General features: G+C 68.4%; 22 protein-coding genes. 14 read left to right on the plus strand and 8 right to left on the minus strand.

Annotation, left to right across the window (positions count from 1 at the left end):
• Positions 1–705 precede the first annotated feature (705 nt).
• Complete coding sequence (locus tag MOQ72_RS20540) at positions 706–882, minus strand: hypothetical protein (RefSeq protein ID WP_242185535.1); 177 nt, start codon at positions 880–882, stop codon at positions 706–708.
• On the opposite strand from MOQ72_RS20540, the gene MOQ72_RS45670 reads away from it, so the two are divergent.
• From MOQ72_RS45670 to MOQ72_RS20560, 5 genes are all read left to right on the plus strand, one after another.
• Positions 797–1,840: an MFS transporter gene (locus tag MOQ72_RS45670; RefSeq protein ID WP_372495495.1), complete on the plus strand. Its 1,044-nt coding sequence runs from the start codon at positions 797–799 to the stop codon at positions 1,838–1,840. The genes MOQ72_RS20540 and MOQ72_RS45670 overlap by 86 nt on opposite strands.
• Positions 1,825–2,763: an ABC transporter ATP-binding protein gene (locus tag MOQ72_RS20545; RefSeq protein ID WP_242185537.1), complete on the plus strand. Its 939-nt coding sequence runs from the start codon at positions 1,825–1,827 to the stop codon at positions 2,761–2,763. The genes MOQ72_RS45670 and MOQ72_RS20545 overlap by 16 nt, the downstream gene beginning before the upstream one ends.
• Positions 2,760–4,118 carry an ABC transporter permease gene (locus tag MOQ72_RS20550; protein WP_242185538.1) on the plus strand — a complete coding sequence of 453 codons (1,359 nt, stop codon included), beginning with the start codon at positions 2,760–2,762 and terminating at the stop codon, positions 4,116–4,118. The genes MOQ72_RS20545 and MOQ72_RS20550 overlap by 4 nt, the downstream gene beginning before the upstream one ends.
• Before the next feature lie 4 nt (positions 4,119–4,122).
• On the plus strand, positions 4,123–6,879 hold the full coding sequence (locus MOQ72_RS20555) for a bifunctional YncE/alkaline phosphatase family protein (protein WP_242185541.1): 2,757 nt from the start codon (positions 4,123–4,125) through the stop codon (positions 6,877–6,879).
• Between the two features lie 113 nt (positions 6,880–6,992).
• Entirely contained in the window at positions 6,993–7,706 is a 714-nt protein-coding gene (locus MOQ72_RS20560) for an alpha/beta fold hydrolase (RefSeq protein WP_242185542.1), read from the plus strand.
• Positions 7,707–7,824: 118 nt separating this feature from the next.
• Here MOQ72_RS20560 and nhaA read toward each other — a convergent pair whose 3' ends face one another.
• From nhaA to ppgK, 3 genes are all read right to left on the minus strand, one after another.
• Complete coding sequence (gene nhaA / locus MOQ72_RS20565) at positions 7,825–9,045, minus strand: Na+/H+ antiporter NhaA (RefSeq protein ID WP_242185543.1); 1,221 nt, start codon at positions 9,043–9,045, stop codon at positions 7,825–7,827.
• Between the two features lie 239 nt (positions 9,046–9,284).
• A complete protein-coding gene (locus MOQ72_RS20570) occupies positions 9,285–10,688 on the minus strand; it encodes an RNA polymerase sigma factor (protein ID WP_242185544.1) in 1,404 nt (467 codons plus the stop codon).
• Between the two features lie 238 nt (positions 10,689–10,926).
• Entirely contained in the window at positions 10,927–11,688 is a 762-nt protein-coding gene (ppgK, locus tag MOQ72_RS20575; RefSeq protein WP_242185545.1) for a polyphosphate--glucose phosphotransferase, read from the minus strand.
• A gap of 63 nt (positions 11,689–11,751) precedes the next feature.
• On the opposite strand from ppgK, the gene MOQ72_RS20580 reads away from it, so the two are divergent.
• Positions 11,752–12,582 (plus strand): inositol monophosphatase family protein, encoded by an 831-nt coding sequence (locus MOQ72_RS20580; protein ID WP_308197920.1) that lies wholly within the window; start codon positions 11,752–11,754, stop codon positions 12,580–12,582.
• Between the two features lie 72 nt (positions 12,583–12,654).
• On the opposite strand, the gene cei is transcribed toward MOQ72_RS20580, so the two are convergent.
• On the minus strand, positions 12,655–13,347 hold the full coding sequence (gene cei / locus MOQ72_RS20585) for an envelope integrity protein Cei (RefSeq protein ID WP_242185547.1): 693 nt from the start codon (positions 13,345–13,347) through the stop codon (positions 12,655–12,657).
• A gap of 477 nt (positions 13,348–13,824) precedes the next feature.
• On the opposite strand from cei, the gene MOQ72_RS20590 reads away from it, so the two are divergent.
• Positions 13,825–14,124, plus strand: a complete 300-nt coding sequence (locus tag MOQ72_RS20590) for a DUF4193 domain-containing protein (protein ID WP_242185548.1) — start codon at positions 13,825–13,827, stop codon at positions 14,122–14,124.
• Positions 14,125–14,340: 216 nt separating this feature from the next.
• Here the strand turns inward: MOQ72_RS20590 and MOQ72_RS20595 are convergent, their stop codons facing one another.
• Positions 14,341–14,850, minus strand: coding sequence for a DUF3093 domain-containing protein (locus tag MOQ72_RS20595; protein ID WP_242185549.1), 510 nt, complete (start codon positions 14,848–14,850; stop codon positions 14,341–14,343).
• Between the two features lie 24 nt (positions 14,851–14,874).
• Here MOQ72_RS20595 and dut point away from each other — a divergent pair, with 24 nt between their 5' ends.
• The 5 genes from dut to MOQ72_RS20620 all read left to right on the plus strand — a co-directional run bounded on the left by dut (position 14,875) and on the right by MOQ72_RS20620 (position 18,055).
• Positions 14,875–15,366: a dUTP diphosphatase gene (dut, locus tag MOQ72_RS20600; RefSeq protein ID WP_242185550.1), complete on the plus strand. Its 492-nt coding sequence runs from the start codon at positions 14,875–14,877 to the stop codon at positions 15,364–15,366.
• A 4-nt stretch (positions 15,367–15,370) separates the two neighbouring features.
• On the plus strand, positions 15,371–16,006 hold the full coding sequence (locus tag MOQ72_RS20605) for a DUF3710 domain-containing protein (protein ID WP_242185551.1): 636 nt from the start codon (positions 15,371–15,373) through the stop codon (positions 16,004–16,006).
• A 121-nt stretch (positions 16,007–16,127) separates the two neighbouring features.
• The gene (locus MOQ72_RS20610) at positions 16,128–16,757 is read left to right on the plus strand and encodes a LysE family translocator (RefSeq protein WP_242185552.1); all 630 of its coding nucleotides are present in this window, start codon (positions 16,128–16,130) and stop codon (positions 16,755–16,757) included.
• A 183-nt stretch (positions 16,758–16,940) separates the two neighbouring features.
• Positions 16,941–17,318, plus strand: coding sequence for an OB-fold nucleic acid binding domain-containing protein (locus tag MOQ72_RS20615; protein ID WP_242185553.1), 378 nt, complete (start codon positions 16,941–16,943; stop codon positions 17,316–17,318).
• Positions 17,315–18,055, plus strand: coding sequence for a DUF3159 domain-containing protein (locus MOQ72_RS20620; protein ID WP_242185561.1), 741 nt, complete (start codon positions 17,315–17,317; stop codon positions 18,053–18,055). Before MOQ72_RS20615 ends, MOQ72_RS20620 begins: the two co-directional genes overlap by 4 nt.
• Positions 18,056–18,138: 83 nt before the next feature.
• On the opposite strand, the gene MOQ72_RS20625 is transcribed toward MOQ72_RS20620, so the two are convergent.
• The gene (locus tag MOQ72_RS20625) at positions 18,139–18,810 is read right to left on the minus strand and encodes a potassium channel family protein (protein WP_242185568.1); all 672 of its coding nucleotides are present in this window, start codon (positions 18,808–18,810) and stop codon (positions 18,139–18,141) included.
• Entirely contained in the window at positions 18,810–19,475 is a 666-nt protein-coding gene (locus tag MOQ72_RS20630; RefSeq protein ID WP_242185569.1) for a potassium channel family protein, read from the minus strand. The genes MOQ72_RS20625 and MOQ72_RS20630 overlap by 1 nt, the downstream gene beginning before the upstream one ends.
• A gap of 235 nt (positions 19,476–19,710) precedes the next feature.
• Between MOQ72_RS20630 and MOQ72_RS20635 the strand changes: the two genes are divergently transcribed.
• Both MOQ72_RS20635 and MOQ72_RS20640 read left to right on the plus strand, forming a co-directional pair.
• Positions 19,711–21,738 carry an APC family permease gene (locus tag MOQ72_RS20635; protein WP_242185572.1) on the plus strand — a complete coding sequence of 676 codons (2,028 nt, stop codon included), beginning with the start codon at positions 19,711–19,713 and terminating at the stop codon, positions 21,736–21,738.
• Positions 21,710–22,945: a class I SAM-dependent RNA methyltransferase gene (locus tag MOQ72_RS20640; protein WP_242185574.1), complete on the plus strand. Its 1,236-nt coding sequence runs from the start codon at positions 21,710–21,712 to the stop codon at positions 22,943–22,945. Before MOQ72_RS20635 ends, MOQ72_RS20640 begins: the two co-directional genes overlap by 29 nt.
• Positions 22,946–22,980 lie beyond the last annotated feature (35 nt).

Below are 22,980 nucleotides of genomic sequence, written 5' to 3' on the forward strand. Positions count from 1 at the left end.
GTGATCTCCCTCCGTCCCGGCGTCGGACTAACCCGACGCCCTCGATCCTGCTACGACCACCGGTGGCCCACTGGCTGCGGGGTCGGTGCTCGTGGCTCCACTCTTCCAGACGCTTTGGCCGGAGTCAGTGTTCCCGCGCCGGGTCGCGACGGTCGTCACTATGAAGTACCCGGTTGTAGCAGCGGTGTTAGCGGAGCGTGATCAACACGCTGAAAACGCTTGCGACATGGGAAAATGTCGATCCGGCGTGGTCACCGAAGGTGTCCGGTCGGTGAACACAACCCCGACATTCGGTGTTTCAGATCACAGATCGGACGGCGATTCGCGGGGTCAGTTCCGCTGGAAGCGAACAACGAATCCCACTGGTCGGACGGTTTTTGCCGCCGAATGGCCGCCCGGAGGTCGGGTCCCGGCCGCTTCGGCGCCTTCCGCGGGTTCGTGCGAGAGCGTGCGAATCGAAAAATCGGACTGACGGCTGGCGGCTCGCCGGTACGGTGTCCGCCGGAGGTATTGGCATGGGTGGTGAAGGAGTACCCGGGCAACGTCGCACGCGTTGACATGGTTCGAAGGTGACCTGTCGTCGCGTGCTGCTCGGTTCCGCGGCACGGCGAGTCGACGTCCTTGGCGACGTCGCGTGACTTCCTGATTTCGCTGAGTCAGCACCCCGCATCGAATGCGGGTGACTCGTGCCTGCGGTCCGAAGGGCTATCCTGCCGTGCCTCTTGTCGTTCTCGCCTGCTTGGCCTTCGTGAGCATGTCGCTGCCCGAGAGCATGCTCGGCATCTCCTGGTCTTCGATGAGTGCGGACTTCCACCAGCCCCTGGGGGCGTTGGGGTTGCTCCTGGCCTTCGGCGTCGCCGCCGCGGTGCTGTCGAGCGTCATGGTCGGGCGCGTTCTCGTCCGCGCGCATGTCGGTTGGCTGCTCTCCGGCAGCACCTTCCTGTCCGCACTCGGCCTGCTGGGGCACAGCCTCGCCCCGGCGTTTTGGGTGTTGGTGGCGGCGAGTGTCCTCATCGGACTTGCCAACGGCGCGGTCGACTCCGGAATGAACGCCTACGCCGCAAATCATTTCGGTGCCCGCCGCATCACTTGGATGCACGCCAGCTACGGCATGGGTGCGGTCATCGGCCCAGCCATCGTCACGATCGCCCTGAACACCGGCATGCACTGGCGATGGGCATACGCGATCACCGCAGCGGTGCAGATCGTGCTCGCGTGCGCGTTCCTCCGAACCACCGATCGCTGGGCCAGGGGTCGGACTGCGACACCAACGTTTCCCGCGAACCCGGAAGATCGGACAAGAGGTGACAACCGTCCCAGGCGTTGTGCCGTCGCCCTGAGCACCGCGGCCTTCGCCCTCCAAACGGGCATCGAATCCAGCACTGGGCGCGATCGGCCTAGCACCAGCCCTCCTGGCGCTGGCCCTGGCCATCACAGCCGTGTACGGCCTACTCGTGAACCTGAAGCCCTGATCTTCGCGGTTCACCCGGCCATGCGGAGGGGCCGGAGTGGTCCCTCCTGTCGGCTGCGCGGCTATCCATCCACATCGGACAAAATACATAAAGCCTTAACTTCAACGCTATCCGCGCAAGCGTGCCGAACCAACCGAATTAGGCGGTCTTCTCAGTGCCGAAACCCGGCCGCGGGCGCGCGTTTTGCGCTGGTCGCGCACCGAATGCGAGTCGTGCGTCCACGCGTTTCCCAAGTCTCGTGCGGGGGAGGCCGGTCGTTTCCCGTTCCAGGAATGTTCAACCAGCCGTCCTCGGCTGCGTCATCTGCTGCGCCTAAATTCCCGAAAGCTTATTTAGCGAAAGAAAGGGACCCATGGACGCACCCCTAGCGGTCCGAGCTCGCGGTATCACCAAATGTTTCGGTGATGTCGTCGCGCTCGACTGCATCGATCTGGATGTGGCACAGGGGCAGATCCACGGGCTGGTCGGCCCGAACGGCGCGGGGAAGACGACGTTGCTCGGCCTGCTGCTGGGCCTGGCCGTCGCCGACGAGGGCCGCCTTGAGATTCTGGGTGCGGCGGTCGGGCGGGCGCTAGCTGCTCCCGACGGTGTCGCAGGCTTCGTGGACGGGCCCGGCCTGTACCCCTCGCTCACCGCCAGGCAGAACCTCTCCGCACTGGCCGCCCTGCGCAGCGACGCGCGAACCGGGGAAATCGACGACGTGCTTGAGCAGGTCGGGCTCACCGATGTCGCCGACGACCGGGTCCGGGGCTTCTCCCTCGGCATGCGTCAGCGGCTCGGGCTCGCCGCCGCCCTGCTCACGAAGCCGCGGCTACTGGTGCTCGACGAGCCTGCAAACGGTCTCGACCCAGCCGGTGCGAAGCACGTGAACGGTGTCCTCACCCGGCTCGCGGCGGACGGGACCACGGTATTGCTCTCCAGCCACCGGATGGATGACGTCGAGGCACTGTGCTCCGAGGTCACCATCCTCGCGACCGGACGGGTCGTCTTCTCCGGCCCGCTGAGCAAGCTGTCCACTGAGAACACCGAACTCGACTACCGGGTCCGCACCGCCGACCCGGAGGCCGCCCGCCGCCTGATTCTCGAAATGCCCGGACTCGGCATCGTCAACGATGCCGTCGCGCGGCAGGATGCCGGTGGCCTAGTGGTGCGCGGGCTGGTGCCAGCCCTTGACGAACTGGTGGCGGGGCTCGTGCACGCGGGCATCGCGCTGCGCGAGCTGGCACCCGTTGTGTCGCCGCTGGAGGCCGCGTTCCTCGCCCTCACCGAGCAGCAGGAGTCCAACCGATGACCGCGACCGTCGCCGAGCCCGAAGCTCCCGCTGTCCGCCCCGCCTCGGTGCGGCGTGGCTACCGCTTCGAGCTGGTCAAGCTGCTCTCGCAATGGCGTGTGCGCCTGCTGGTCCTCGCCTGCTGGATCGCACCGGCGTTGTTCGTCGCAGCGGTGAGCCTGCAGAGTTCGCTGCCCACCGACACCGTCTTCGGTCGTCTGATGAACGCCACCGGTTGGGCCGGATCGCTGGTGATGCTCGGTTTCGCGGGCACCTACGCGCTTCCACTGCTGACCTCGGTGGTCGCCGGTGACGTGTTCGCTTCCGAGGACCGACTCGGCACCTGGCGCCACCTGCTGGTGGCAGTCCGGTCGTACCGGCAGATCTTCGTGGCGAAGGCACTGGCCAGCCTCACCGTCATCCTGGTGCTGGTGGCCGGGATGGCTGTGTCCAGCGCGGTCGGCGGAGTCGTGGCGGTCGGCAACCGGCCGCTGGTCGGTCTCGACGGCCACCTGCTGGCGCCCGGGGGCGCCGCCGTACAGGTCCTGCTCGCGTGGGCCAGCGTGCTCGCCCCGACGCTGGCCCTCGCCGCGATCGGGCTGCTCGGGTCCGTCGCATTGGGACGGTCGCCGATGGGTCTGCTGCTGCCCGCCGTCGTCGCCATCGCGATGGCGCTCGCCCAGCTGCTGCCGCTACCCGTCGCCGTCCGCCTCGCCCTGCCCAGCTACACCTTCGTCGCGTGGAACGGCCTGTTCACCAGTCCGGTTCAGTTCGGCCCGCTGCTGATCAGCATCGTGGTCAGCCTGGTGTGGGCCGTCACCGCGACAGCGCTGGCCTACCTGCTCTTCCTGCGGCGCGACTTCACCAACCTCACCTCCGACGCCGTAGGGCGCCGTGCGATCACCGTCGGAGCCCTGCCGCTGGTCGGGCTCGTCGTACTCGCGTTCGCGATCATCGCCGTCGCGACCCCCTCGCTGGGTTCCGGGATCGAGCAGGACAAGGTGCAGCGGTCGCTCGCCACGGCGTTCGCCCACCTCTACCGCCTGCAGACCGAGCAGTTGAACCGTCCCGCCGTCACCGAGGCGCAGCTGGCAGCCACGGCGGCGTGCGACAAGGGCGGCGACTTGGTAGCAGATGAGGGGCCAGGCAACGACTGGCGTTGCGTCGTCTCGTGGCATCTCCCCGACGTCGAGGCCGTGGGGACGGCCATCTACCAGCTCGACGTCACCTCAGACGGGCGGTTCGTCGCCGACGGCGACGGGCCGAAGGAAGTGAACGGTTACTTCCAGGTGCGGACCCCAGCCGGGGACCAACCCAACCCGCTGTGGCAGTTCGACGGGAATGTCGAACTGCTGCGAACCACACCGAAGGGATAATTCAATGCGAGTAACGCGCCATCGTCGGCGTGTCGAGAAAGTCCACTTTGGACTTCTCGGCCGACGCAGCGGCCGGTTACGCTTCGCAACGGTCGGTACCACCACGGTCGCCCTCGTCACTGCTGGCACCGGCATCGGTCTCGCCGCGACGGACCAGTTCGGCACCGACCAGGTCGGTCAGACCACCGATCAGGGGCAGGTCGTCTCCAGCGACCAGTACATCAAGCCGATCGGTGACCGACTCGTCATCAACAACGGCAAGATCATGTCGTCCTCGGTCAGTCCGGACGGCACCCACCTCGCCGCCTCGATCACGGACGGCGGAATGGCACTGTCCATTGTGGATCTGAAGAATTGGAAGGTGCAGCAGCTCGTCGGCAACTCCGCGTCGGCGAACCTGCGCATCAGCGGCAACGACGTGGGCCAGGAAGGCCCCACGTACTCGCCCGACGGTTCGCAGCTGTGGCTGGGTCAGACCGACGGCTACACCAAGTTCACCGTGAACCCGGACGGCAACCTCGCGAACCCGACCTTCGTCGCGATCCCGGCGGACGGGCCCAAGCACGCGCTGGTGGCCGAGCCGGTGTTCTCGCCCGATGGAAAGACGGTGTACTCCGCCGTCAACGGCCAGAACCGCGTGGTCGCCATCAACGCGGCGACCGGGGCCATCGAGCAGAGCTGGCCCGTGGGCAACGCCCCGCGTGACATGGTCGAGGTCGGCAACAAGCTCTACGTGAGCAACGAGGGTGGGCGTCCCGCGAAGCCCGGCGAGCCCACCATCAACTCGTACAACACCCAGGTCCCGGCCGACCCGGTGACCGCTGCTACCACCACCGGCACGGTCAGCGTCATCGACCTGGCGAACCCGACCGCCGCTGCTACGAGCATCGATGTCGGTCTGCACCCGACCGCCCTGTACGCCAAGAACGGGGCGCTGTTCGTCACCAACACCGCCACCAACGACGTGTCGGTCATCGACACCGCCAACAACAAAGTCGTGCAGACCATCGCCACCCAGCCGTGGCCGGAGGCGACGGTCGGCTACGAGCCCGACGCGGTGACGCTCACCGACGACGGCCACCTGCTGGTGACGCTCGGCCGTGCCAACGCGGTCGCCGTCTACCGGTACACGAGCCCGCTGGAGCCGGTCAGCTACGTCGGCCTGCTCCCGACGGACTACTTCCCCGCGGAGATCACCACCGTCGGCAACGACGTGCTGGTCTCCAACACCCGCGGTATCGACGCTCTCCGCCCCACCAACAGCGCCGGGCACGGTACCCACGACACGACGTCGAGCCTGCAGCGGTTCAAGCTGCCGGACGACAAGGCGATCAAGGGCTACACGGACACGGTCTTCAAGCAGAACGGCTGGACCGCCAACTCGGTCGAAATGGCCAACGGAAACAAGCCGACGGAGGTGCCGGTTCCGCAGCGCCTCGGCGACCCCTCGACGATCAAGCACGTCTTCATGATCGTCAAGGAGAACCGGACCTACGACCAGGTCTTCGGTGACATCCCGCAGGGCAACGGCGACCCGTCCCTGGCGCAGTTCGGCGAGAACGTGACGCCGAACCAGCACGCGATGACCCAGCAGTTCGGGCTGTACGACAACACGTACGACATCGGCACGAACTCCGCTGAGGGCCACAACTGGCTGATGCAGGCCGACGACCCGGAGTACACCGAATCCTCGGCCGGTGAGTACCTGCGCAGCTATGACACCGAGGACGACGCGCTCGGCCACCAGCGGACCGGCTTCATCTGGACCGGTGCCCAGGCCGCCGGGAAGACCGTGCGGGACTTCGGTGAGTTCCAGCAGTTCCTGACCAAGCCGTCCGGTGCGAGCTGGCAGAACCTGTACTGCGACACCAAGAACATGCAGGCGACCGGGCAGGACACCGCCTACCCCCTGGTCTCGTCCTCACCGATCCCGTCGCTCAATGACGTGTCGGTGCACGGCTTCCCGAAGTTCGACACCAGCGTCCCGGACATCTACCGGTACGAGATCTGGAAGCGCGACTTCGAGAAGAACGGGCCAGCGAACCTGAACATGTTCTGGCTGTCCAGCGACCACACCGGTGGTCCGCCGAACTCGGCCGCCCAGGTCGCGGACAACGACCTCGCGGCTGGCAAGATCGTTGACGAGATCTCGCACAGCCCGTACTGGAAGGACTCGGCGATCTTCGTCGTCGAGGACGACTCCCAGGCCGGTCTCGACCACGTCGACGGCCACCGCGCCCCGATCCAGATCATCAGCCCCTGGGCCCAGCACGGCACCGTCGACAGCCACTACTACTCGCAGATCACGATGATCCGGACCATCGAGCAGATCCTCGGGATCCACCCGATGAACCAGAAGGACAGCGCGGCCACCCCGATGGCTGCGGCGTTCACCGACAAGCCCGATTTCACACCGTTCACGGCGGTGCCGAATCGGACCTCGTTGACCGCCGGTCTGGCGACCCCGCCTGCCTGTGGTGAGGACACCCCCGCACCGCAGAACGCCAACGCCGCGGCCGTACCGTCGGCCACGGTGCCAGCGGACAAGCAGCAGGTGGCGGCGCAGTGGGCGGATTGGCAGACGAACCAGCGCCTGACCGGTCCGAACGCCACGGCCGACTACGCCAACCCCGCGCAGATGAACCACTTCACGTGGTACCAGACGCACGGGTGGACGCAGCCCTATCCGGGTGAGGACAAGATCTTCGCGCCGGACCAGGTGCCGGGCGCCGCCATCCCGTCGGCGGAGTCCGACGGCTGACGCCTGCTGATCACACCAGGAGAGCCCCTGGCTGGCGCCACCGCTGGCCAGGGGCTCTCCTGCTTCCCCTGGTTGGCATTCGGGGGACTGCTCATCCGGTGCAGAATCGGTTCATGGTCGAACCGATCACGCTCCTGCTCGTGCACAGTCCGCTCGTTGGTCCGCTGACCTGGGACTTGGAGGCGACGAGTCTGCGGCACGGTGGCCAGCGCGTCGTCGTGCCGTCGCTTGCGGCGGTCGCTGACGACGGTCCGCCGTACTACCGGAATTTCGCTGCGGCTGCGGCCCGCGCCTTGGAAGTCGCCGGAAGCAATGGTCCGGTGGTGTTGGTCGGTCACAGTGGCGCTGGGGCGCTGCTGCCAGCCGTTGCTGGGGTAGTCGGAGACGATGCGCGCGGCGCTGTCTTCGTGGATGCGATTCTCCCGCACCCCGGCAGTAGTTGGTTCGACACCGCACCAGAGCAGCTGCGCGAGCAGTTGGCCGGTATGGCTCGTGCTGGGCGACTTCCCCCGTGGAACGAGTGGTTTCCGTCGGAAGTGGTCGACACGCTGTTGCCCGATGCGGGTCTGCGAGAACGGTTCATCGCCGAGCTTCCGAAGCTGCCGCTGGCCTGCTTCGAAGAACCGGCACCGGACGTGCCCGATCAGCCCGCCAGCCGTTGCGCCTACGTCCGTCTGAGCGAGGCGTACGACGGAGCGGCGGAGGAGGCCGAACGCCGAGGCTGGCGGGTGCATCGGGAGAACGCGGACCACTTGGCGATGCTCACGGAGCCTGACCGGATAGCTGATGCGATCAGTCACGCCGTCACCGCCGTGACTGATGCGTAAGCACGCGGTCGCCGAATTCGACCACTTTGGACAGTCCCCATGTGCCGGGAGCGGAGACCCGCACTGACCAGGTGCGGGCTTCGGCGCCGGGGATTGACCGGGCTGACCGGGAGCCTGGTCAGCCGTTCTTCGCGGGTGGCGCGGCGGTGGCTCGCCTTCGGTAGTGGGCACTGCGCAGGCCGAGGATGACCGCAGCGAGCGCGGTGGCCAGTGCTGATGCGATCAGGATCGCGGACTTCGCGTGGTCGAGCACGACCGCGTCCGAGTAGGACAGTTCGCTGATCAGCAGTGAGACGGTGAAGCCGATCCCGGCGAGGTGGGAGATGCCCACGATGTCGATCCAGCGCAACGTGGGTTTGAGCTCGGCAGGGGTGAGCTTGGTAGCTAACCACGAGCCTCCGGCGATGCCGATCGATTTGCCACCCAGGAGTCCGGCGAGGATACCCAGCGAGACGGTGTCGGTCAGGGTGCTGCCCAGGTCTCCGAAGACGACTCCGGCGGAGAACAGGGCGAACAGCGGAAGCGCCAGGCCCATCACCCACGGGCGTAGCAAGCGTTCGACGCGGTGGTTGGGAGCGGTGGTCTCGCCGCGGAGCGCCCGGGTCCGCATGAGCAGGCCCATCGCCGCCCCGGCGATGGTGGCGTGCACTCCGCTGGCATGCATCAGCGCCCAGCTCACGACAGCCAGCGGCACGAAAACTACCCAGTTCGGCACCGGAGAACGGCGCACCCATCCCGCGAGTCCACTCTCGCGCTGGAGCAGCCCGAACACCGCGAGCAGAACGAGCGCGCCCACCAGCGGCCCCCACGACAGGCCCTCGGTGTGGAACCCGGCGATGACCACGATGGCCGCCAGATCGTCGACGATGGCCAGGGTGAGCAGGAACGGGCGCAACGCCCGGGGTAGGTGTCGCCCGACCACCGCCAGCACCGCCACGGCGAAGGCGGCGTCGGTGGCCATCGGGATTCCCCACCCGCGAGCCGCGTCGCCCTGGCCCAGGTTGATCGCCGCGAAGATCGCAGCGGGGAGCACGACGCCACACAGGGCGGCCACGATCGGCAGCAGCGCTCGCCGGGGATGGCGCAACTCGCCGTGCACGAATTCCTGCTTGAGCTCGTTGCCGACGATGAAGAAGAACAACGTCAGCAGTCCATCGGCTGCCCATGCCTGCACCGAAAGGTCCAGGTGCAGCGCCTCGGGACCGAACGAGAAGGACCGCAGGCTCTCGTAACCCCCGGCCCACGGGGAGTTGGCCCACAGCACGGCGACCAACGCCGCCCCGATGAGCAGGAACCCACCGACCGCATCGCGCCGCAGCACGTCAGCCACGTTCCTCACGCAGCACCTCCCGGTGCGAGAGCAACGCGAGCGCGCGCAGGCGCCACCCACAGCAGAATGCCCAACATGATCAAAAACCGACCTCACCAGCGGTCCTCGACGAGACCGCTCGACTGCCCCGTCGCCGCGGTGCGGCACGTGCCAGCGGAGCTCCGGACACCCGCAGTGTGCGCCGAGGTGGTCAAAGCAGATGCCCCTGACCCGCAAGATCGCAGGTCAGGGGCATCTGTTGGTTCGTCTCAGTCCAGGTAGTCGCGGAGGACCTGGGAGCGGGACGGGTGGCGGAGTTTGGACATCGTCTTGGACTCGATCTGGCGGATCCGCTCTCGCGTCACTCCGTAGACCTGGCCGATCTCGTCCAGCGTCCTCGGCTGGCCGTCGGTGAGCCCGAACCGCAGCCGAACCACACCTGCCTCCCGCTCCGATAGCGTCGCCAGCACCGACTGCAGCTGGTCCTGCAGCAGCGTGAACGACACCGCGTCGACCGCGACGACGGCCTCGGAGTCCTCGATGAAGTCGCCGAGTTGGCTGTCGCCCTCGTCGCCGATGGTCTGGTCCAGGGAGATGGGTTCCCGGGCGTACTGCTGGATCTCCAGCACCTTCTCCGGGGTGATGTCCATTTCCTTGGCGAGCTCTTCCGGCGTGGGCTCGCGACCGAGGTCCTGCAGCAGCTCGCGCTGTATGCGGCCGAGCTTGTTGATCACCTCGACCATGTGCACCGGGATGCGGATGGTGCGGGCCTGGTCGGCCATGGCGCGGGTGATGGCCTGCCGGATCCACCAGGTCGCGTAGGTGGAGAACTTGTAACCCTTGGTGTAGTCGAACTTCTCCACCGCGCGGATCAGGCCGAGGTTGCCCTCCTGGATCAGGTCCAGGAACGCCATGCCGCGGCCGGTGTAGCGCTTGGCGAGGCTGACGACCAGGCGGAGGTTGGCCTCCAACAGATGGTTCTTCGCCCGCTCGCCGTCCCGCACGATCCAGCGCAGGTCGCGGCGCATCTGGGTGGTCAGCTGCTCGCCGGTCTCCTCGACCTGTCGCAACCGCTCCGCGCCGTAGAGCCCGGCCTCGATGCGCTTGGCCAGCTCCACCTCTTCCTCGGCGTTGAGCAGTGCGACCTTGCCGATCTGCTTCAGGTAGGCGCGCACCGAGTCGGCGGAGGCGGTCAGCTCGGCGTCCTTGCGGGCCTGCCGGAGGGCTTCGGACTCCTCTTCGTCCCAGACGAAGTCGCCGGACTCCTTGCCTTCCTCCTCCGGAACGGGCTCCTCCGGAATGTCCACCTCGACATCGGCGAGATCGCCGACGTCCGGGGAAGTCAGGTCGGCCTCGATCGGTTCGTCGATCTCCATGCCCTCGCCGCTGCTCTTGGCGGGGGCAGACTTGGTCGACGACGACTTCTTCGCCGGAGCCTTGGCGCCCTTCTTGCTGGCCGCCGACTTCGTCGTGGCGGGCTTGCGGGCCGTCGACTTCGCACCCGTCGAACTCTTGGCGGTGGTCTTGCGCGCGGCGCTGGGGGTCGTCTGCTCGGCGTCAGACGAGGCGGCCGCCTCCGAAGCTGGGGTGTCCTGGGACTGGCCCGACTTGGTCTGGGCACCGCCGGTAGCGGCGGAGCTGGAGCGTCGGGTTGCTGTTTCTGCGGCTGCCACGTACGCCCTTTCGCGACGGTCGATGAGGGCTGGCCGGAGGGCGCGAAACCTCGGCCGCCAAAGGTGGGGGACGACCCACTGGATCCAGCCCAGTGCCTGTCAAGGAACCACCAGGTGTTTTCCTCGATGAGCACTTCGAATCAAGCGGGCTGCGTTCCATTGTAACTGCGATGCAGGAGTGCGGTTCCGCCGCAAGGCGGAGTCCGCGCGTCCCGTCATGTGCTAGGCGACCGGTCGGTCACGCATCGTCCCTGGTCGCGGCGGCTGTCGCCGCTCCGACGATGCCAGCGTCGTTGCGCAGCGCCGCGGCGACGACCGGAGTGCGGGTCTGCAGCAGTGGAATCCATTTGTGACCCTTTTTGCTGACCCCGCCACCGGCGATGATCAGGTCCGGCCAGAGGAACTTCTCCAGGCTCTCGATGTAGTGGCTGACCCGAGGCGCCCACTGTTCGTAGGAGAGGTCCTGCTCGTCCTTGATCGAGGCGGCGGCGCGCGATTCCGCATCGTGGCCGTCCACCTCGATGTGGCCGAACTCGGTGTTGGGCACCAGCTTGCCGTCGATGAACATGGCGCTGCCGATCCCGGTCCCGAAGGTCAGCACCACGACCAGCCCTCGGTGCCCGGCACCGGCACCGGTGCGCATCTCGGCGATCCCGGCGGCGTCGGCATCGTTGAGCACCAGCACGTCTTCCCGGGTTCGGCCGAGTCGTTCGGCGAACAGCGTCTGGGCGTCCGTACCGATCCATCCCTTGTCGACGTTGGCCGCGGTGAGCGCGGTGCCGTCCTTGATGACGCAGGGCAGCGTGATGCCGACCGGGCCGGTCCAGGCGAACTTCTCGACGATCTCCGCCACGGCGTCCGCCACCGCGGCCGGGGTCGAGGGTTGCGGGGTGGGGATGCGCATCCGCTCCTCGGCCAGCACGCCGCCGTCGATGTCGACCGGACACCCCTTGATGCCCGACCCGCCGATATCCACGCCGAAACCGCGGGCAGTCGCCATGACTGATCCTTCCTATTCGATTCAGACGAAGGTGTGCAGACCTTAACCGGGTTGTGTTGCGATGTGTACGTGGGATTGGCAAAAGAGGTAGACCCGGAAACCTTGTGCGAGGTCGCTGTGCGGATCGCGCGTGAGGCCGCGGAATTGGCCCGCGCGGTGCGTGACGACGCGATCGCGGACGGTGCGGTGGACACGAAGAGCACCGAGACCGATGTCGTCACGGCGGGCGACCGGGCCGTGGAACGGCTCGTGCGGGAGCGCTTGGCCCAGTTGCGGCCCGGCGAGTCGGTGCTCGGCGAGGAGGAAGGTGGCGAAGGCGCGCTGGACGGGTTGCGCTGGGTCGTCGATCCGATCGACGGCACCGTGAACTACCTGTACGGCTTCCCCTGGTACTCGGTTTCGCTGGCCGCGCAGATCGACGGGCGCTCGGTGGCCGGTGCGGTGGTGGAGCCGGTGTCCGGCCGGGTGTGGAGCGCGGCGGCCGGGCACGGCGCGTTCCTGGACGGCCGTCGGCTGCGGGTTTCAACTGCTGAGCGGCTCGACCTGTCGCTGATCGGCACCGGCTTCTCCTACTCCGTGCAACGCCGCACGGCGCAGGCCGAGGTGCTCGGTCGGCTGCTTGGCCAGGTGCGTGACATCCGGCGGGCCGGGGTGGCGTCGCTGGACCTGTGCGCTGTCGGCGCGGGCTGGCTGGACGGTGTCTTCGAGGTCGGCCTCAACCGGTGGGACTGGGCGGCCGGTGCGCTGGTCGCCGCCGAAGCCGGTGCCGAACTGCGACTGCCCACGCCGGACTCGGCGGACGGGCTGGGCGACGGGATGATCGTCTGCGCCGCGCCGGGCATCGCCAAGGAGTTGACGGAGGCGCTCCGGCGTGCCGACGCCGGACGGGTCTGACATCTCCGTGCGTGGCGGCGAGCTCCGCGCTTGTTGCCACGCACGGTGCCCGTTCGCCGGGACGGCGGGCGATCAGCAGTGCACGTCGCGGGCCTTGGCGAGCAGGTCGCGGCTGATCTGCGGCGGCGTCACCTCTTGTTGGGCGCCGTCCTGCTGATCCCGTTGGGGCACCCAGTTCTCCAGTTCCTGGAGCACCTGCTTGGCCTCGGTGGTGGTCTTGATGTCGTCGAATTCCGACCCGAGTGCGAAATCGACGCTGGCGTCCTGGCGTTCGTCGCGGACCAGTTGGGCGCACGGCGCGATCAGGCTCAACGTCCGCGCCGCGCCAGCTCCGGCGCTGCCGAAGCGGATCTGGCCGTGGCACTTCAGGTCGTAGTTGACGTACACCGGGTCGTTGGCCGCGCCGCCCTTCGCGAAACCGAGGCTGGCCAGCTCGTCGCTGACCAGCGACGCCTGCCGGGCCTCGCCGTTGCCGTTGAGCACTCGCACCGAGACGTCCTGCGGCGGGATCGGGGTGGTCGAATCGAGCGAGTCGCGCGGCAGCATGGCCCCCAGCGGCAGCTGTTCGGAATGGTCAGCGTCCTGCGGTGCGGCCGTGGGGGCGCCCGGCGGGTTGCAGGTGGTCGCCGCCTCGACGTCCTCCACGGTGTCGAAGACCCGGGTCCACAGCAGTCCGGACAGCACCACGAGCCCTACGAGCACCACCAGAGCGGGCAGTGGTCGACGCCGCCGGTACCGGGCTCGCCGACCCCACCTTGCACTCACGGCTGACACGTCCCGCCCCTCCCTGGATGCCTAGACCCGCGTGCGCACGTCACTAGATCAGCCTATGCGTAGAACTGGTGTCCCGCGGCGCCGGACGCCGCTGTCGTGTCGCAGCCACCCGTGATGCGCGCGCTGAATCGATGATGAACAAAGAACTGCCTGGGCATCGCATCATGGAGTGCTTCACCGGGCAACCAGTGAAGGCGACCGAACGGGTGCCGGGGATTGATCTTGGATGGCCCGCGGATGCTGCCAACACCACACCTATGGGTGACCTGGTGCGTGTGCGGACTTGGTATGAGCTACCCTCTCGGCGCCTCACGGAGTGCCGGATGAGGCAAGTCGCTCATTACGGGGGAACTGAACGCGTTGCAGGGCGAGACCACGATCACTGCGCCAGCGGGCACAAATTCGGGTCCTGGAACGTTTACCAGCGGCACACCATTGCAGTCTCCACTAACGCAGGGGTGAATCACGATGGCGACCGACTACGACGCTCCGCGCCGCGAGTCCGAAGACTTGGCGGAGGACTCGTTGGAGGAGCTGAAGGCGCGACGCAACGATGCGCAATCCGGCGTCGTCGACGAGGACGAAGGGGCGATCGCGGAGAACTTCGAACTGCCGGGCGCGGACCTGTCCGGTGAGGAGATGACCGTCAAGGTGCTCCCGAAGCAGGCAGACGAGTTCACCTGCTCAAGCTGCTTCCTCGTCCACCACCGCAGCCGACTGGCCGAGAACCGCAACGGTCAGCTGGTCTGCCGCGACTGTGCCGCCTGATCCGGGCAGCCGACGTCGACGAGACCGGGAAGTGGCTGGGCACACGCTGACGGCGTGTGCCCAGTTTGTTTAGAGCCTGCCTTCAACTCGTCTTGCGTGGCGGTGCCAGCCGCGTAGGTGGTCCTAGCGGCTGCGCCACTTCAATAACAAGAACAAAGAACGGGCACTAACGGGAGAGCGGTGGTCCGGCGAAGGGCTTCGCTGTTCGCGTGGGCGTCAACGCTGGTCTTTTAGCGCCGCCACGAGTTCGTCGGGGCGGCGCGTGCTGACCACCCAATAGGGAGTGGGATCGTCCGCGTCGTTCAACCAGATCCGCACCGAGGTGTGGATCGACGCCCGGTGCACCATGAACGCGGCGGGATCCAGGTCCGGGCCGAGCGCCCGGCGCTGTTCCGCCGCGGTGACGACCTCGACGTCGTCGATGAACCGCAGCGGCAGGTGCGCGTCACCGACCCACAACTCGTCGTCCCGGATCTCGATCTTGGTGCGGCCCAGCCACACCGGGATCGCGATCGCCAGCGGCACCAGCACGACGTAGGGCAGCCAAGCCCGCACGCCCGGATAGCCCATGTGCACCTCGGCGGCGAGCAGCACCGCGGCGACCACCGGCATCGGCCAGGTCCACCAGGATGCGTACAACCGCTCGCGGAACACCGGACGTCCCTTCGAGTTCGCCTGACCGGGGGTGTCCCCGGCGACGCTGACCGCTTCCACGCTTTCCGACACGGGTTCAGGGTAGTCTCGCCGCCCGTGTCGAACGTGAAGGTCCTGCTGACTCGACTTGACCCCGATGTCCCGCTGCCGACGTACGCGAAACCCGGCGACGCGGGTGCGGATCTGGTGACCACCAGCGACGTGGTGCTCGAACCGGGCGAACGCGCCGTGGTGGGCACCGGGATCGCCGTGGCGCTGCCGGAGGGCTACGCGGGTTTCGTGCACCCGCGCTCGGGCCTGGCCGCCAGGGCGGGGTTGAGCGTGGTCAACGCCCCGGGCACGGTTGATTCCGGGTACCGGGGTGAGATCAAGGTCTGCCTGATCAATCATGATCGTGCGGTACCGCTGTCGTTGCGGCGTGGCGACCGGATCGCCCAGCTCGTCGTGCAGAAGGTGGAGCACGCGGTGTTCCACGAGGTCGACGAGCTGCCAGCGTCGCAGCGGGGTGCCGGGGGCTACGGGTCCACCGGCGGGCACGAGGTGCTGGCGGTCTCGGCGACCGAGGCCGGTCACAGGACGGAGGTCTGAGGGGATGTTCGGATGGGGCCGTCGACGGGCCGAACCCGCCGATGACGAACAGCACGGCAGTGCTGCCGAGGATCTGGACGTCGTGGACGGCGGGCCGTTCGACGAGAGCGAGGCGCCCGACGACGAGGTGGAGCGGCTCGACCTCGGTTCGGTGCGGCTGCCAGTACCCGAGGGCGGCCAACTGCAGGTCGAGGTCGATCCGGCCGGACCGGTGCGCGCGGTGCACCTGGTCACCCCGGTCGGTCGGCTGACCGTCAGCGCGTTCGCGGCCCCGCGCAGCAGCGGCCTCTGGGACGAAGTCAGCGACGAACTCGCCGAGCAGTTGCGCAAGGACGGCGCGCGGGTGCACGCCGAGCAGGGCGACTGGGGCACCGAACTGGTGGCCGACTCGCCGAAGGCCGCGCTGCGGTTCGTCGGGGTGGACGGCCCGCGTTGGCTGCTGCGCGGCGTGGCGGCCGGGCCAGCGGAACTCGCCAAGGACTGCGCGAAGCTGCTGTACGCGGTCCTCGACGAAACCATCGTCGTCCGCGGCGCCGACCCGTTGCCGGTGCGCACGCCGCTGCCGATCCAGCTGCCGGAAGCGATCCAGCGGCACATCCAGCAGGCCCAAGCCCAGAACAACAACGGCCAAGCGGGCTAGGGACTTCCTCAGCAGCGGTGCGGGTAGTGGAACCTCAGACGCCGCGTCGCTGTGCGGGGCGTCCTTCCCGTTGGCTGGGATCGGTTCGACCGGGCGGACAGCGACCGGCTAGGTTCGAGTTGTGCCTGATGCTGCTGAATGGTGGGTCTACCTCGGAGCCGCGCTGCTGATCGCGTTCGCGCCCGGTCCCGGCATCCTCTACGTACTGGCGCGCAGCATCCGGGGTGGCTCCCGCGAAGGCGTCCGCTCGGCGTTCGGCAACAGCCTGGGCGCGACGCTGCACGTGCTGGCGGCGGCGGTCGGGCTCTCGGCCGTCCTGATGGCCTCCGCGGTGGCGTTCACCGTGCTGAAGCTCGTCGGCGCGGCATACCTCATCTACCTCGGCGTCCGCGCCTTGTGGGAGTTGCGCGGCGGTTCCGGCGGCCAGCTGCGGGATGCGCCGCGGCAGCGCGGTTCGGCGGTGCTGCAGGGCTTCGTCTCCGAGGTGTTCAACCCGAAGACGGCGATGTTCTTCCTCGCCTTCCTGCCGCAGTTCGTCCACCCCGACCGGGGCTCGACCACGCTGGTCTTCGTGGTGCTCGGCTTCATCTTCGTGCTCTTCACCTTGACCGCCGATCTCTCGGTGGTCGCGTTCGCGGGTCCGCTGTCGACCCGGTTGGCCCGGAATCCGCGTTGGTGGCGTCGCCAGCAGGTGGCCAGCGGCACCACGCTGATCGGTCTCGGCGGGGCGTTGGCGGTGTCCCAGAACTAGGTCGCGGTGCACAACCCGCGAGCCCGTCCAGGGGGCACTCCGAGCGGTCGTGTTGATCAAGAATGAGCCGATCGGGCGGGTCAAGTTCTTAATCCCGCTGGGCCCGCGACTACGCCCACCTCGGCGGCTACGCTGGGGGTGCACGGGCTGCGAGTCGAGCCCCGAGGCGCACAGGAGCGCTAGATGAGCAAGACCGAAGGCGGCTACTGGCGTCGTCTCGTTCATCGCCTGACCAGCGATGTTGCCGAGTTGGACGCCGACGATCTCTCGGAGCGGTCGCAGGCGGGTGGGGCCCAGCGCGCGAGTGAGTGCCAGTGCGGTCAGGAGGCCGTGGTGCTCGGTCGGGTGCGCAGCGTGGGCCTGTGCCCGAAGGCATCGGCACCGACGCTGGAGGCAGAGCTGTACGACGGCACCGAGGACGTGACGTTGGTCTGGTTGGGGCGCCGCCGGATCGCCGGGATCGAACCGGGGCGCGTCATCAAGGCCCGTGGCCGAATCGCGGTCCGCGACGGCCGAAAGGTGCTTTACAACCCCTACTACGAGTTGCAGAACACCGCATGAGCGAACGCGACGCATCCGCCGCCGGGCTACCCGCCCAGGACGCGGCCGATCACCAACCGGACCGAGCCGCGCGGCGGACCGGCGATCCCGAGAAGACCCTGCTCGAACAGATGGGTGGCGTCAGCGGGCTGGCCTACTCCGCGGTTCCGATCGTGGTCTTCGTGCTGGTCAGTTCCGTGACCTCGCTGATGCCCGCGATCTGGTCGGCCATCGGGGTGGCGATCGCCATCGCGATCTTCCGGCTGGTGCGCAAGGAACCGCTGCAGCCCGCCATCTCCGGGGTGCTCGGCGTGGCGGTGTGCTCGTTCATCGCCTACCGCTCCGGTGATGCCAAGGGCTTCTTCCTGCTGGGCATCTGGACGAGCCTGATCTACGGCGGCGTGTTCCTGGTGTCGGTGCTGGCTCGCTGGCCGCTGGTGGGCGTGGCCTGGTCGGCGCTGAACGGGCTGGGCTTCACCTGGCGCAAGCAGCGCCGGGCGCTGCGCGGCTACGACCTGGCGACGCTGGCCTGGACGGTGGTGTTCGCGGCGAAGTACGTGGTGCAGCAGTGGTTGTACGCCGCCGACCAGACCGGCTGGCTGGCCTTCGCACGGATCGTGATGGGCTACCCGCTGACCGGCTTGGCGCTGATCGTCACGATCTGGGCGATCCGCCGCGCGGCGAAGGTCGCCGAAGAGGCGAAGGCCGAAGCCCAGCAGGAAACCACCGCGATCCGCTCGAACCCGTCGATGGGCTAGGGTCCGTGCCGCAAGTGGCATAGCCGCTTGCGGTGCTGGACCCAGCTCGCACCGCCTCGCAAAACGAGTCTGACGACAGGTTCTCAGTCCGCTGGGGCGCGGTCGTGGACGATCGAGCGGATCTGCTGTTCGACGTCCGAGGTGACGACGAACAGCATTTCGTCGCCCGCTTCCAGCGGGTCGTCCGCCTGCGGGACGATCACCCGACCGCCGCGCAGGATGGTGACCAGTGCCGCGTCGGCGGGCAGCTTCAGGTCGCGGACCCGGCGACCGGCCAGCGGGGTGGTCTCGGGCAGCGTCACCTCGACCAGGTTGGCCTGGCCCTGGCGCAGCGTCATCAGTCGGACCAGGTCGCCGACGTTGACCGCTTCTTCCACCATCGCGGCCAGCATCCGCGGCGTGGACACCGCGACGTCGACACCCCATGCCTCGGTGAACAGCCACTCGTTGAGCGGGTCGTTGACCCTGGCCACCACCCGGCGCACCGCGAACTCGGTCTTGGACAGCAGCGACACCACCAGGTTGACCTTGTCGTCACCGGTGGCCGCGATGACCACGTCACAGCCCTCCAGCCCGGCTTCCTCCAGCGAGGCCAGCTCGCAGGCGTCGGCGAGCATCCACTCCGCGCCGGGGATGTTCTTCGGGTGGTAGTTCTGCACGTTCCGTTCGATCAGCAGGACCTGGTGGTCGCCTTCGAGCAGTTCCCGCGCGATGGACTGGCCGACCGCGCCGGCGCCCGCGATCGCGATGCGCATTACTCGCTCTCCTCGGGTGTGCGGCGAGCCGCGGCCGTGACATCTGTCACAGTGCCGGACAAGGCCGCCACGTAGACCGTGTCGTCGGCCTGGATGACGGTCTTGGCCTCCGGTAGCACGCCGTTGCCGAACCGCATGATGAACGCGACCCGCGCGCCGGTGGCGTTCTCCACCTCGGCGACGCGGCGGCCGACCCAACCATCGTGCAGCGGTAGCTGGAGGACCGCGACGGTGCCGGAGGGCTCGCGCCACGCGGTGGCGACGCCTTCGGGCAGCAGCATGCGCAGGAACCGGTCGGTCGTCCACGGCACGGTGGCCACCGTGGGGATGCCCAGTCGCTGGTAGACCTCGGCGCGCTTGGGATCGTAGATCCGCGCCACGACGTGTTCGACGCCGAAGGTCTCGCGGGCCACCCGAGCCGAGACGATGTTGGAGTTGTCCCCGTTGGACACCGCGGCGAACGCGGCCGCCTGTTCGATCCCCGCTTCGACCAGGATTTCCCGGTCGAAGCCGTTGCCGGTGATCTGCTGACCGCGGAACTCCTTGCCCAGGCGGTGGAACGCCTGGGGGTTCTTGTCCACCACGGCCACGGTGTGATCGAGCCGTTGCAGGGCCGCGGCCAGGGAAGCCCCGACCCGCCCGCAGCCCATGATCACCACGTGCACGACCTTGTCTCCTCGCTGCGGGGGTTGTGCTTCGTCGCGACGACCTCGCGATCGTCTGCCGACGGTACCCGGCCGGCTGCGGACCGGGTTCGGTCCGCAGCCGTGGATTCCAGGCGGGTGCACCGTACCGGGTGAGCCGGGTCCGAGGGCAGGGGTGGCGGTCGGATGTGACCTGAGAGGAATTCGGATGGCTGCGGTCAACGGTTCCGCACCTCGAACGCTTACGCTCAGTGCCGTGTCCAAGCTCGCAACCGCAGCGAAACGGTTGATCGTCGGTCGTCCGTTCCGCAGCGATCGCCTCGCGCACACCCTGCTGCCCAAACGCATCGCGCTACCAGTGTTCTCCTCCGACGCCATGTCCAGCGTCGCCTACGCGCCCGAAGAAATCCTGCTGGTGCTGTCCGTGGCTGGGGTGTCCGCCTTCGCGGTCAGCCCGTGGATCGGGCTCTTGGTGGCGATCGTGATGATCACGGTGGTCGCCTCCTACCGGCAGAACGTCCGCGCCTACACCTCCGGCGGCGGCGACTACGAGGTCGCCACCGTCAACCACGGGCCGCGGTGGGGGCTGGTGGTGGCCAGCGCCCTGCTGGTCGACTACATCCTGACCGTCGCGGTGTCGATCTCCTCGGCCGCGGCGAACATCGGCTCGGTGATCCCGTTCGTGGCCCAGCACAAGGTGCTCTTCGCGGTCGGGGCGATCGTCCTGCTGACCGCGATGAACCTGCGCGGTGTCCGGGAGTCCGGCACGATGTTCGCGATTCCGACCTACGCCTTCGTGATCGGCGTGCTGGGCATGATCGCCTGGGGCTTCTTCCGCACGTTCGTGCTCGGTCAGCAGATGCCCGCCGAGAGCGCGGGTTTCGGACTGGTGGCGGAGGAGAGCCAGCTGGCCGGGGTGGCTTTCGTGTTCCTGGTGCTGCGGGCGTTTTCCTCCGGTAGCGCGGCGTTGACCGGTGTCGAGGCGATCAGCAACGGCGTGCCCGCGTTCCGCAAGCCGAAGTCCCGCAACGCGGCCACCACGCTGGCGCTGATGGGCGGCCTCGCGGTCGTGATGTTCCTCGGTCTGCTGATGCTCGCCCGGATCACCGGCGCGGTGCTGGCCGAGGATCCCGCGCACCAGTTGATCGGCGCGCCGCCCGGTTACGAGCAGAAGACCTTGGTCGCGCAGTTGGCGGGTGCGGTGTTCGCGGGCTTCCCGCCCGGCGTCTGGTACCTGGTGTTCTTCACCGGTCTGATCCTGGTGCTGGCCGCGAACACCGCGTTCAACGGTTTTCCGGTGCTGGGTTCGATCCTGGCGCAGGACCGGTTCCTGCCGCGCCAGCTGCACACCCGCGGCGACCGGCTGGCGTTCTCCAACGGCATCCTGTTCCTGGCCGCCGGGGCGATCATCCTGGTGTTCGCCTTCGAAGCCGAGGTCACCCGGCTGATCCAGCTCTACATCGTCGGCGTGTTCGTGTCGTTCGTGCTCAGCCAGAGCGGCATGATCCGGCACTGGAACCGCCTGCTGCGCACCGAGACCGATCCGCAGGCCCGGCGGCGGATGCGCCGCGCGCAGGCGATCAACTCCTTCGGCCTGTTCATGACCGCGAGCGTGCTGGTGATCGTGCTGATCACCAAGTTCACCCACGGCGCCTGGATCGCCATCGCCGCGATGGCCGCGATCTACGTGCTGATGACCGCCATCCGTCGGCACTACGACCGGGTCGCGGACGAGCTCAAGCAGCACGAGGCGGACGCGCTGCTGCCCTCGCGCAACCACGCGCTGGTCCTGGTTTCCAAGCTGCACCTGCCGACCATGCGGGCGATCGCCTACGCCCGCGCCACCCGGCCCGACGTGCTCGAAGGAGTCACGGTCAACGTCGACGACCGGGATACCCGCGAGCTGACGGCGACCTGGGAGGCGGAGAATCTGCCGATGCCGTTGAAGGTGTTGGAATCGCCGTACCGGGAGATCACCCGGCCGGTGCTGGAGTACGTCAAGCGGATTCGGCGGGACAGCCCGCGCGACGTGGTGACCGTGTTCATCCCCGAATACGTCGTCGGCCACTGGTGGGAGCACCTCCTGCACAACCAGAGCGCGCTGCGGCTGAAGAGCCGCCTGCTGTTCCAGCCGGGCGTGATGGTCACCAGCGTGCCGTGGCAGCTGGAGTCCTCCACCCGCGTCCGCCAGAAGCAGCTCACCTCGATGCCGGGCGCGACCCGGCGCGGACTGGGCACGAACGGGAAGGTGAGCAGTGACCGGAAAGCCGGATTGGACAGGTAGGCGGCTTGAGGTCGAGGTCGGAGCAGTCGCGCACGGCGGCCATTGCGTGGCCCGGCACGAAGGCCGGGTGGTGTTCGTCCGCCACGCGTTGCCCGGCGAGGTCGTGGTCGCGGAGGTCACCGAGGACGCCGGGGGAGGTTTCTGCCGCGCCGATGCGGTCGAGGTGCTGACCGCGGCAGCCGGGCGGGTGGACCCGCCGTGCCCGCTGGCGGACCCCGCGCTGGGCCGCGACCGCTGCGGGGGATGCGACTGGCAGCACGCCTCCGGCGAGACCCAGCGGGAGCTGAAGGCCGCGGTGATCGCCGAGCAGTTGCAGCGGATCGCCGGGATCGACTGGCCGGTGCGGGTGCGGGAGCTGCCCGGTGGCCTGCTGCGCTGGCGCAGCCGGGCGCGGCTGGCGGTGGATCGCAAGGGGCGGGCGGGTTTTCGCGCGCACCGCAGCCACCGGGTGATTCCGGTGGAGGACTGCCCGATCACGGTTGAGGGCGCGCTGGACGACGTCACCAAGCGGCGCTGGCGGCCGGGCGCGGAGCTGTCGGTAGCCGCGGATGCGGGCGGCGAAGTGCACGTCACTGCGGTGGACCGAAAGCCGGAGCGGCGGCACGGGCGCGCGGTCGCCCGGCAGGTGCACGGCAGCGGGGTCGCGCACGAATCCGCTGGTGGGCGGCCGTTCGACGTGGCGGTGCAGGGCTTCTGGCAGGTGCACCGGGCCGCGCCCGATGCGTTCTCCGAGGTGGTCGCGCGGCTGGCGGCGACCCCGTCCGGTGGCGTGGCGTGGGATCTCTACGGCGGCGTGGGGCTGTTCGCCGCGGTGCTCGCCGAGCAGGTCGGCCCGGCGGGTTCGGTGGTGCTGGTCGAATCGTCGAAGCGCGCGGTCGAGGACGCCGTGGCGAACCTGCGGGACCTGCCGCAGGTGTCGTTCCGGGCGGGCACGGTGGAGGACGTGGCCGTGGACGAGGACCTGGCCGCACCGGACGTCGTGGTGCTGGATCCGCCGCGCAAGGGCGCTGGTCGCGTGGTGGTGGACGCGGTGACCGCCCGCCGCCCGGCACGCATCGTGCACGTCGCCTGCGACCCGGCGGCACTGGCTCGGGACGTCGGCCTGTTCGCCGAGCGCGGCTACCGGATGATCGAGCTGGAGTCTTTCGACGCCTTCCCGATGACCCACCACATCGAATGCATCGCCCTCCTGGTGCCCGCCGCCTGAGCACCCGCAAAAACCCCTTCGCGTTCGGTTTCGAG

The organism is Saccharopolyspora soli (assembly GCF_022678645.1).
GTDB lineage: Bacteria > Actinomycetota > Actinomycetes > Mycobacteriales > Pseudonocardiaceae > Saccharopolyspora > Saccharopolyspora soli.